We start from the raw sequence: 11,528 nt of genomic DNA on the forward strand, positions 1-11,528 counted from the left end.
TTTGTTGAAGCCGATGGCCCATTCGTCGGAACGCCGCCCGGAGCCGGCTCGCTCCCACATTTGATTGCGGTCTAATTGTGGGAGCGAGCCTGCTCGCGAAGAACGATAACGCGGTGAACCTGCTTATTTCAGGGTCACAGTGCCTTTCATCATCGAGATGTGGCCCGGGAACGAGCAGAAGAAGCCGTACTTCTCGTTGGCATCGAGCTTGGACACGTCGAAGGTCACCGAGTCGGTTTCCTTGGCGCCGATGACCTTGGTGTGAGCGATGACGCGGGCGTCGCCTTCCTTCAGGTAGTTCTTGTCGATGCCAGCACTCAGGCCGTCGGTGGCGATCGGCTGCATGTCGGCTTCTTTACTGATCACCAGGTTATGGCCCATGACGTTTTTCGGCAGGCTGCCAGAATGGGTCAATTCAACGGTGAAGGTCTTGCAACTCTTGTCGATTTCAATGGCCTTGGTGTTGAAGGACATTTGGTCAGTAGAGTCAACGGTGACTTTGCATTCGGCAGCCATCAATTGGCTGCTCGCCAGTGTCAACAGGGATACCGCAACAAGTTTGGCAAACATGGTGAATCTCCAAGGCAGGGTGAATGAACATGCGAATGAACAGAAGACTGCCTGAAAACTTCGCAAGTTCCTATGACCTGAAGCAAAAATTGTATACAACTTTCGGGCTATGGGACCGATCGAGACAATCTACCAGCCAGGTGTCTGCCCCGGCCCTATCATCAGAGCGTCCTCATTTTTCGGAGCGCCTGTCGTGTCTATCAATACCCTGTTGTGCAGCTTGCTCGCCGCGTATGCCTGTGGGGCCAGCGGAACCTGCGAAACGCCCAAGCGCGAAGTTTAGCCCTTGGAGCGCAGCGCGCCTGCCTTTACTCTGTGGCCCTGATCGACCCAGGAGTAATGCATGTCTTTAGCATCCGTTTGTGTGTTCTGCGGCGCCAGCACTGGCACGAACCCCGCTTACCGTGAAGCAGCCGTGGCGCTTGGCCAGGCCTTGGCCGAACGCAAGCTGACCCTGGTCTACGGTGGTGGCGCAGTGGGCCTGATGGGCGTCGTCGCCGATGCGGCACTGGCGGCAGGTGGCGAAGTGATCGGCATCATTCCGCAGAGCTTAAAGGACAAGGAAATCGGCCACAGTGGCCTGACCCGCCTGGAAGTGGTCGACGGCATGCATGCGCGCAAGGCGCGGATGGCTGAACTCAGCGATGCTTTCATCGCGTTGCCCGGCGGCCTGGGCACCCTGGAAGAGTTGTTCGAAGTGTGGACCTGGGGCCAACTGGGTTACCACGGCAAACCGTTGGGCTTGCTGGAAGTGAACGGCTTCTACAGCAAACTCACTGGTTTTCTCGATCATATCGTCGGCGAAGGCTTCGTTCGCGCGGCACACCGTGACATGCTGCAGGTGAGCGAATCGCCACAGACGCTGCTCGACGCCCTGGATCGTTGGCAACCGACCGTTGCGCCAAAATGGGTCGAGCAAAAACCCGACTAACGACTCGACACCGATACAGGGCAGAATACGCGCCGCTCAAACCTCACCTTCGACCCCAGAGGATCGCCCATGGCCAAACCCAATTACTCCTTCGCCAAACGTCAGAGAGACCTGGCCAAGGAACAGAAGAAAGAGGAAAAGCTTCAGCGCAAGAAAGCAATGGCTGAAGAAGACGCAGCGGCACTGAACCCGGATGCAGAAGGTGAAGTGGCGGCAGAAAGTGATGTAGAGGCACCGAAAGATCAGGCGCCCGACGCCTGAGTCCCTCCGGGCCGGATGATTTGATCGGGCCCACGGATCTGTGACCGGGGTTGGCGGCGATGCTGCCGACCCTCACTGTCCATTCCGAAATACTGCATATTCCTTTGTGGGAGCGGGCTTGCTCGCGAAGACGGCGGCACATCCAGTATTTATGTAACTGAAGGATCGCTTTCGCGAGCAAGCCCGCTCCCTCATTGTGATCGTCGTTACTCCAACGGCATCACTGTGACCCGAACTTCGGGATCATGATTGCCGCCCCCCAGAATGACTCCACGTAACGGCGACACATCGGAAAAGTCCCGGCCCCAGGCCAGGGTGATGTGTTCCAGCGCCGGTTGCACATTGTTGGTCGGATCGAAGTCCACCCAGCCCGACACCGGACAAAACACTGACACCCAGGCATGGGACGCATCGGCGCCGATCAATCGCGGCTGACCGGGCGGCGGCTGGGTCAACAGGTAGCCGCTGACATAGCGCGCAGCCAACCCACGAGAGCGTACGCATGCGAGCATCAGGTGGGCGAAATCCTGGCAAACCCCGCGCCGTCGCTCCAGCACTTCCACCAGGGGGGTCGCGACCTGCGTCGCTTCGGCATCGAAAGTGAACTCACTGAAGATTTTCTCCATCAAGGCCTGGACCCCGAGTAACAGTGGCCGCCCCGCCGGAAAACAGCTCTCGGAAAATTCAACGAAGTTGCGCTTCAGATGCACATAAGGTGATTCGAACCGGTATCGGCAGGCTTCAAGCAACTGCGGCGAAAGCGCCTGGCTGCTGTAGGTCAGCACGTTGCGGGTATCTTCCCACGCTGGGGATCGATTGAAATCGACCCGGGACCGGGGCAGTACCTCAATCGTCAGGCTGGCATTGACCAGCAGTTCATCATGGGGGCGCTCGAACGCCAACCGGGTCAACGGGTTTCCGAACACATCCAGCTCATCGCGGCGTGAAGTCGGGTCCGGACTGATCTGCAATTGCTGGTCGCTGCATCGCTGCCATTCACAAGGCCTGGGCCACAAATGCGCCAGTTGCTGGGCCAAGGACACCGGACTGTCGTAGTGATAGTGGGTATCGTGGAAAATCTGGTAGTGAGCGCTCATCAGACGGACACCGTGCGCTGGCTGACATCATCGACGTGGGCGAAGTGACGCAAGGCCAGGCGATCCGATACCTGCCCGCTGGCATCGGCAATCTCTTGCAGCAGATCGGCCAGCCCTTCGACGGCAGCGCGCACGCTGGCGGCGCCAAACAACGGGTTTTCCAGGCAGCCCAGATCGAAACGCGCCAGACGCTCCACCAACTGTGGCAGGCCCGCTTCGCGAGGTACGCCAAAGTCGTCGCACAGGCGCTTGAGCGTGCGGGTCACCAGCTTCAACTGGAACAGCACCGCGTGCGGGTTCTGCTCATCAAGCAATAACAGGTCGAGTACCGGGATCAATTGCGCCACCGCCAGGTACCGCGACCGATAGGTAATGCTGCTGTTGCCCAGCTCCAGCAACCACTCCAGCCCTGCCTGATCAAAAGCCCCGGCGCCACGCAGGAACGCTGCCAGGCTAGCGCTTAGAAATTGCAGGCGCTCGATCCGCCGACCGATCATCAGGAATCGCCAGCCTTCGTCCCGGGTCATGTCGTCCAGGGCAAAACCGGACAGCGCCGCCAAGGACATCACCAGCCGGTTGAGGAAGTCGAGTAACTCGCCGAAGTCCGGTTCTTCGGTCTCGAGTTCCATCGCTTCGCGTTGCAACTCCACCAACGCCTGCCAATTCTCCCGCGAGAGCTTGCCACGCACTTGCGAGGCCGCCCATTGCAAACGTTGCAGGTTGGAACGCAGGCTGAACGGCCAGTCATCGCCGAGTATCGCCGCCAGCAACCGCTCCGGCAGCTCACCTTCGTCAGGCAACAACATCAATCGTTCGCCAAGATCGACCGCAGCCTCCAGGGCCTGCGGGTCATCGCCGTCGACATAACGTGCCAGCATGATTCGCAGCAATCGGGCGCTGTCATCGCAGCGTTCGCAGTAACGGCCGAACCAGAACAGGTTTTCCACCACCCGCGATGGCAGGTAAGGATCACGGCGCACCAGGTCATGCACGCCGATATTGCGCTGGGCTTTCCACTGTTCGCCGTTCGGTGGACGTTCGCCCAGCACCCAGGTGTCCTTGCTCGCCCCGCCGCGCTGCATCGATACCACCTCGGCATCCGCCTGCGCGGCCACTCGGGTCAAGCCACCCGGCAGCACCCGATAGCCGTCGCGACTGGCCACCGCATACACACGCATGCCGATGGCCCGGGGTTGCAGTTGACCGTCCTCGGCTTGCCATATCGGCGCTTGGGACAATTGCGCGAGTTCTTGCGCAACATAAGCATAGGGCCGCGCCTGCATGCGCTCGGCCAGGACCTGACGCTGCTTTTCACTCAAATCGCGGCCAAATACCGGTGCAAAGCTTTGGGACGGAAACGCCGGTTTAATCAGCAATTCCGGTAGTTTTTCCAGGGCCTGGGCCAGCACCGGCGCCTCACCGCACCACCAGGTGGCTATGGACGGCAGGATCAATTCTTCGCCAAACAGGTACTGGTTGATCTTCGGCAGGAAACCCAGCAAGCCTGGCGACTCCAGCACGCCACTGCCGAGTGCGTTGGCCACCAGCACCCGCCCCTGGCGCACGGCTTCGAGCAGGCCCGGAACGCCCAGGGCCGAGTCGGTGCGCAATTCCAGCGGGTCGCAGAAGTCGTCGTCGAGCCGACGCATGATCGCGTGGACCCGGCGCAAGCCACTCAGGGTCTTCAGGTAGACCGTGGCATCGCGCACCGTGAGGTCGCCACCTTCCACCAACGGATAGCCGAGCTGGCGAGCCAGGTACAGGTGTTCGAAATAGCTTTCGTTGAACCGCCCCGGCGTCAGCAGGACCACCAGCGGTGCGTCATCGTCGCTTGGCGCCTGACGCGCCAGTGTTTCCTGGAGGGTGCGGAAGAACCCCGCCAGGTGCTGCACCTTCAAATCACGGTACAACTCGGGAAAGGCCCGGGACACGATGGTGCGGTTTTCCAGGGCGTAGCCAGCCCCGGACGGCGCTTGCGTGCGATCGGCGGTTACCCACCAGCGGCCATCGGGCGTGCGCGCCAGATCAACGGCGAACAGATGCAAAAAAGCACCGTCAGGCGGCTTGATGCCCTGGCAGGGCCAGAGGAAATTGTTGTGGCCAAATACCAGTTCGGCCGGCAGCAGACCTTCGGCGATCAAGCGTTGAGGGCCATAGAGATCGGCCAGTACTGCATTGAGCAAGCGCGCACGCTGGGCGATACCGGCCGACAACTGCTCCCACTCATCGGCGGCAATCACATGGGGCAACAAGTCCAGCTCCCATGGCCGATCGGCGCCCTTGGGATCGGCGTAGACGTTATAGGTGACGCCGTTTTCCTGGATTTGTCGGGTCAGCAACGCCTGACGCTGCACCAACTGCGCGGGTGTGCTGCGCTGCAATTGGTCGAACAGTCGACGCCAGTGCGGCCGAATGGCACCGCTGTCGTCGAGCAGTTCGTGATAGGTGCCCGCCGTCAGCGGGTAGCGGTCTAGCAAGTCAGGCATGGAAAGCTCGGCAGACAGCAGTGATCGGTCAGACTAACGCACGCTCATGACACCCGGATAGACGAAAAATCCGGGCGTCGTGTACGAATTAGAAACGTCGTAAATCGAGCGTCATCGGCAGCTCGTCGTTAATTTCCATCTTCGGTATCGGAAGTTTCCCCGGCGTGTGTCCGATACGGAAGAACCGCGCCATTCGCCGGCTCTCGGCTTCATTGGCGTTCACGGGCAATGCCTCGTAGTTGCGCCCGCCAGGATGGGCAACGTGATACTGGCAACCGCCCAGCGAACGCCCCATCCAGGTGTCGAGCAGGTCAAACACCAGCGGCGCATGGACCGGGATGGTCGGTTGCAGGCAGTTGGCCGGTTGCCAGGCACGGAAGCGCACACCGGCGACGAATTCGCCGACCCGCCCAGTGGGCTGCAACGGCACAGGTATACCGTTGCAGGTCAGCAGGTAGCGTTGCGGCGGCAATCCACTGAGCTTGACCTGCAGGCGCTCCAGGGACGAGTCGACGTAACGCACCGTACCGCCGACCGCGCCCTCCTCGCCCAACACATGCCACGGCTCAAGTGCCTGGCGCAGTTCCAGGGCGATGCCATTGACGGCGTAGTCTCCGACCTTGGGAAAACGGAACTGCAGGTGCGCCGCGAACCACTCTGCCCGCACTGGATAACCGGCGACATTGAGATCGGCAATAACGTCAGCAAAATCCTGCTCGATAAAATGCGGCAACAGGAACCGGTCGTGCAGCTCGGTGCCCCAGCGCGCCAGCTTCGGCGGTGCATAAGGCTCACGCCAGAACCGTGCTACCAACGCCCGCAGCAAGAGCTGCTGGGCCAGACTCATGCGTGCATGGGGTGGCATTTCAAAGGCGCGCAGCTCCAGCAAGCCCAGGCGACCGGTCGCGCCATCCGGTGAATAGAGCTTGTCGATGCAGAACTCGGCGCGATGGGTGTTGCCGGTCACGTCGATCAACAGGTTACGCAGCAGTCGATCCACCAGCCAGGGCGCGCACTCCTCGCCCGGCCCGGGCATCTGGGCGAAGGCGATTTCCAGTTCATACAAGGCGTCGTTGCGCGCTTCGTCGACCCGCGGGGCCTGGGACGTCGGGCCGATAAACAAGCCGGAAAACAGGTAGGACAAGGACGGATGATTATGCCAGTAGCTGATCAGGCTGCGCAGCAGATCCGGACGCCGCAGAAACGGTGAATCCGCCGGTGTCGCGCCTCCCAGTACGAAGTGGTTGCCCCCACCGGTGCCGGTGTGTCGGCCGTCGATCAGGAATTTTTCGGTGGCGAGTCGGGTCTGGCGCGCTTCTTCGTAAAGAAACTCGGTGCGTTCGACCAACTCGTCCCACGTCGCGGATGGCTGCACGTTGACTTCGATCACGCCGGGATCGGGGGTGATGCGAAAGTTGCCCAGGCGCGGATCGCCCGGCGGTTCGTATCCCTCCAGCAATACCGGGCAATCGAGCTCCCGGGCCGTGGCTTCGATGGCTGTCACTAACTCCAGATAGTCTTCGACCCGCTCCAGCGGCGGCATGAACAGGTACAACCGGCCGTCCCGCGCTTCGGCGCAGAAGGCGGTGCGGGTCAGCCAATCGGCGGACTCATCGACCTTGGGGGCCCGATCTTCAATCAGCGCCGCCGCACCTTGGCGCTGTATTTGCTCCGTGCCAGGCAGCGCCGGGAAATCCTGGTTGGGATCATTTGGATGAATGAACGGATACTCTGCCGCCTTCACCCACGGCTGCGAACCCAGCGGCAGACGATAGCCCAATGGCGAGTCTCCCGGCACCAGGCGGCAATGTTCGTCACGCAGATACCAGCGGCCGCTTTGCCACTGATCACCCTTGGCGGTGCGCGCTAACGGCAGGACTTGGCCAATCACCTTGTCGAGGCCCTGACTGAAGACTTTGCGCAAACGCGCACGCTCCAGCGGCTCTTCGAGTCGTGAGTCTTCGGCGCTGACATTTTGCGGCAAAGCCCCTTCGCGCCAGAGGTAATAGAAATTGTCTTCGTAGGCTGGAAACACAAAGCGCGTAGGAATGTTCAAGCGCTCGGCGACACTCGCCAGAAAACGCCCGGCCAACTCGCCATCGGCGCCATAATCTTGTTGCTCGTCGGCAATTAGCGCGCTGTCGTGCCAGATCGGCACGCCGTCGCGGCGCCAATAGCAATTGAGCGACCAGCGCGGCAGTTGTTCACCGGGATACCATTTGCCCTGGCCATAATGCACCAGGCCTTGCGGGGCATAACGGTTTCGCATGCGCTGGAACAGTTCGGCGGACAGTCGACGCTTGTTCGGTCCCAGCGCTGCGGTGTTCCACTCGGCACCGTCCGGGTCGTCGATGGACACAAAGGTCGGCTCACCGCCCATGGTCAGGCGCACGTCGCCTTCGAGCAGGTCGGCATCGATCTGCCGGCCCAGGGCCTGGATCGCCAGCCACTGCTCTTCGGTGTAGGGCTTTGTGACCCGCGGGGCTTCCCAGATCCGCTCCACCGACATTTCATGGCTGAATTCGCACTCGCACGGCTCCACCAAGCCGCTGATCGGTGCCGCAGAGGAGGGATCGGGACTACAGGCCAACGGAATATGCCCTTCACCGGCAAACAGCCCTGAGGTTGCATCCAGGCCGATCCAGCCAGCACCGGGCAGGTACACCTCGCACCAGGCGTGCAGGTCGGTGAAGTCCACTTCCGTCCCGGAAGGACCGTCGAGGCTTTTCAGGTCGGCGGTCAATTGGATGAGGTAACCCGACACGAAACGTGCGGCCAGCCCCAGGTGACGCAGCAGTTGCACCAGCAGCCACGCTGAATCGCGACAGGAACCGGAGGCCTGCTCCAGGGTGTGCTCGGGCGTTTGCACTCCCGGTTCCATGCGGATCAGGTAGTTGATGTCTTCGCTAAGACGCTGGTTGAGCGCGACGAGGAAATCCACAGCGGGCAATGGCGTGCGGTCGATGCCGTCCAGATAAGCCTTGAACTTTGGCGTCAGGGGCAAGGTTTCCAGGTATGGCGCCAGCTCCTTGCGCTCGTCGGTGGCGTAAGTGAAGGGAATCTTTTCGGCGTAGGGCTCGAGGAAAAAGTCGAACGGATTGAACACCGCCATTTCCGCCAACAGATCGACCTCGATCCGCAACTCGTTGGTTTTTTCCGGAAACACTAGCCGTGCCAGGTAATTACCCTGGGGGTCCTGCTGCCAATTAATGAAATGCTGCTCGGGCGAAATTTTCAGCGCGTAGGACAGTATCCGCGTGCGGCTGTGGGCGGCGGGACGCAGGCGAACGATCTGCGGCCCCAATTCGACAGCGCGGTCATAGCGGTAATGTGTGACGTGGTGCAATGCGACATGAATCGACACGGCGTGCCTCCTGCGAGCCCTAAGCGTATTGGAAAGCGCGCAAGACTTATGCCATCCAGCAGTGCTGGCGCTTTCTCCCGTTGCAGGAGGCAGTACAGCACCAAAATCGGGCGATGAAGGAAATTGGTTGGAGAGGATTGCACGGATTTGTGGCGAAAGGGCGGCAATCGTTCCCACGCTCCGCGTGGGAATGCAGCCCGTGACGCTCAGCGTCACTGGACGCGGAGCGTCCCTTGAGGCATTCCCACGCGGAGCGTGGGAACGATCAGGTTGGCGTTCTGTTCAGCTCAAGCGAGTTTTAGCGCGGCACGACCGGCTTGCGCGCAGGCTTGGGCCCTTTGCCTTTGGCCGCTTCCTTGCGCTCCTTGGCCGCCTGCTGATTGCGGGCGAATGCCGCCGCTTTGGCCTGCTCACGCTTGTCCCACGGGTTGCCGCCATCGCTGGCGCGTGGAGGCAGGCCGGTGTGCTGGGTCAGGATCTTGGTGGTCTTTTCCCCTGCAACCTTGTGGCTGCCCGCCGGCGTCGAGTTCTTGCGACGGGCACTCTGGTAGCTGTCGGTGGATGGCTGGTGCAGCGGGATCAATTGGTTCTTGCCCGGCCCGATCAGGTCCGCGCGGCCCATGCGGGTCAACGCCTCACGCAGCATCGGCCAGCCTTTCGGATCGTGATAACGCAGGAACGCCTTGTGCAGGCGACGCTGCTCCTCGCTCTTGACGATGGTGACCGCGTCACTCTTGTAGGTGACCTTGCGCAGCGGGTTCTTGCCCGAGTGGTACATCGCGGTGGCAGTGGCCATCGGCGACGGGTAGAACGCCTGCACCTGGTCGGCACGGAAACCGTTGCCCTTGAGCCACAGGGCCAGGTTCATCATGTCTTCGTCGGTGGTGCCCGGGTGGGCGGCGATGAAGTACGGAATCAGGTACTGCTCTTTCCCGGCTTCCTTGGAGTACTTCTCGAACATGCGCTTGAACTTGTCATAGCTGCCGATGCCCGGTTTCATCATCTGGTTGAGCGGACCTTCCTCGGTATGTTCCGGGGCGATCTTCAGGTAGCCACCAACGTGGTGGGTCACCAGCTCTTTAACGTATTCCGGGGACTCGACAGCGAGGTCGTAGCGCAGGCCGGAGGCGATCAGGATCTTCTTCACACCCGGCAATTCACGGGCGCTGCGGTACAACTGGATCAGCGCCGAGTGGTCGGTGTTCAGGTTCGGGCAGATGCCCGGGAACACGCAAGACGGCTTGCGGCACGCGGATTCGATTTCCGGGGTCTTGCAGGCGATGCGGTACATGTTCGCCGTCGGACCACCCAGGTCGGAGATCACGCCGGTAAAACCGGGAACCTTGTCACGAATTTCTTCGATCTCACGAATAATCGACTCGTGGGAGCGGTTCTGGATGATCCGGCCTTCGTGCTCGGTGATCGAGCAGAAAGTGCAGCCGCCGAAGCAGCCACGCATGATATTCACCGAGAAACGGATCATGTCGTAGGCCGGGATCTTCTCCTTGCCATACGCTGGGTGCGGAACGCGTGCGTAAGGCATGCCGAAGACGTAGTCCATCTCTTCGGTGGTCATCGGAATCGGTGGCGGGTTGAACCAGACATCGACTTCGCCGTGCTTCTGCACCAGGGCACGGGCATTGCCCGGGTTGGTTTCCAGGTGCAACACGCGGTTGGCGTGGGCGTAGAGCACAGCGTCATTGCGGACCTTTTCCACCGACGGCAGACGAATCACAGTCTTGTCGCGGGTCATCTTCGGGCTGGCCAGGATCTGCACGACCTTGGCTTCCTGTGGATCCTCAACCGGACCTTTTTCCTGCTCGATGGCGCAGGCCTGGGTGTCCTGGGTGTTCACGTACGGGTTGATGATCTTGTCGATCTTGCCCGGACGGTCGATACGCGTAGAGTCGACTTCGTACCAGTCTTTCGGTGTATCGCGACGGATGAACGCGGTGCCGCGCACATCGGTGATGTCTTCGATCTTGTGACCGTAGGACAGACGCTGCGCAACTTCGACGATCGCACGTTCGGCGTTGCCGTAGAGCAGGATGTCGGCGCAGGCGTCGATCAGGATCGAGTTACGCACCCGGTCCTGCCAGTAATCGTAGTGGGCGATGCGGCGCAGGGACGCTTCAATGCCACCCAGCACGATCGGCACGTGCTTGTAAGCTTCCTTGCAGCGCTGGCTGTAGACCAGGCTCGCGCGATCCGGACGTTTGCCCGCCAGGCCACCCGGGGTGTAGGCGTCGTCGGAACGGATTTTCTTGTCGGCGGTGTAGCGATTGATCATCGAGTCCATGTTGCCGGCCGCGACACCGAAGAACAGGTTCGGCTCGCCGAGCTTCATGAAGTCGTCCTTGGACTGCCAGTTCGGTTGGGCAATGATCCCGACGCGGAAGCCCTGGGACTCCAGCAGCCGGCCGATGATCGCCATGCCGAACGACGGGTGATCGACGTAGGCATCACCGGTGACGATGATGATGTCGCAGGAATCCCAGCCGAGCTGATCCATCTCCTCCCTGCTCATTGGCAGGAATGGCGCTGGTCCGAAACATTCGGCCCAGTACTTTGGATAGTCAAATAACGGTTTGGCTGCTTGCATGTCGATAACCGGTGTTGGCTTTCATTGAATTTCGCGGGCGCGGAATATAGCACAAATTTTGACCAATTCCGACGGCTGTGGTCGGAAATTGCGCCACCCCCATTCGCGAGCAGGCTCGCTCCCACAGAGATCACACTGAACCTGTGGGAGATTCTATGGTTGAGGGGAAGCCCTCAACTGGTTTTCGGTTGGTATTCACTCTGCCCCTTCAGCAGGG

The 11,528-nt window shown here is 60.8% G+C and carries 7 protein-coding genes; 2 read left to right on the plus strand and 5 right to left on the minus strand.

What is annotated here, in order from left to right:
* Window positions 1-123: 123 nt before the first annotated feature.
* Window positions 124-570: an azurin gene (gene azu / locus AC1Q8Q_RS14630; RefSeq protein ID WP_020797692.1), complete on the minus strand. Its 447-nt coding sequence runs from the start codon at window positions 568-570 to the stop codon at window positions 124-126.
* A gap of 343 nt (window positions 571-913) precedes the next feature.
* Here azu and AC1Q8Q_RS14635 point away from each other — a divergent pair, with 343 nt between their 5' ends.
* Window positions 914-1,501 carry a cytokinin riboside 5'-monophosphate phosphoribohydrolase gene (locus AC1Q8Q_RS14635; protein WP_033044743.1) on the plus strand — a complete coding sequence of 196 codons (588 nt, stop codon included), beginning with the start codon at window positions 914-916 and terminating at the stop codon, window positions 1,499-1,501.
* A 69-nt stretch (window positions 1,502-1,570) separates the two neighbouring features.
* Window positions 1,571-1,762: a hypothetical protein gene (locus tag AC1Q8Q_RS14640; protein WP_020797694.1), complete on the plus strand. Its 192-nt coding sequence runs from the start codon at window positions 1,571-1,573 to the stop codon at window positions 1,760-1,762.
* A gap of 206 nt (window positions 1,763-1,968) precedes the next feature.
* Here the strand turns inward: AC1Q8Q_RS14640 and AC1Q8Q_RS14645 are convergent, their stop codons facing one another.
* The 4 genes from AC1Q8Q_RS14645 to AC1Q8Q_RS14660 all read right to left on the minus strand — a co-directional run bounded on the left by AC1Q8Q_RS14645 (window position 1,969) and on the right by AC1Q8Q_RS14660 (window position 11,311).
* Complete coding sequence (locus tag AC1Q8Q_RS14645) at window positions 1,969-2,859, minus strand: transglutaminase family protein (protein WP_020797695.1); 891 nt, start codon at window positions 2,857-2,859, stop codon at window positions 1,969-1,971.
* Window positions 2,859-5,345 carry a circularly permuted type 2 ATP-grasp protein gene (locus AC1Q8Q_RS14650; RefSeq protein ID WP_033045255.1) on the minus strand — a complete coding sequence of 829 codons (2,487 nt, stop codon included), beginning with the start codon at window positions 5,343-5,345 and terminating at the stop codon, window positions 2,859-2,861. Before AC1Q8Q_RS14650 ends, AC1Q8Q_RS14645 begins: the two co-directional genes overlap by 1 nt.
* Before the next feature lie 88 nt (window positions 5,346-5,433).
* Entirely contained in the window at window positions 5,434-8,709 is a 3,276-nt protein-coding gene (locus tag AC1Q8Q_RS14655; protein ID WP_492615183.1) for a transglutaminase family protein, read from the minus strand.
* Window positions 8,710-9,007: 298 nt separating this feature from the next.
* On the minus strand, window positions 9,008-11,311 hold the full coding sequence (locus AC1Q8Q_RS14660; protein ID WP_020797698.1) for a YgiQ family radical SAM protein: 2,304 nt from the start codon (window positions 11,309-11,311) through the stop codon (window positions 9,008-9,010).
* Window positions 11,312-11,528: the final 217 nt, after the last annotated feature.

The sequence above is a fragment of the Pseudomonas sp. GW823-FHT06B06 genome (assembly GCF_058795195.1).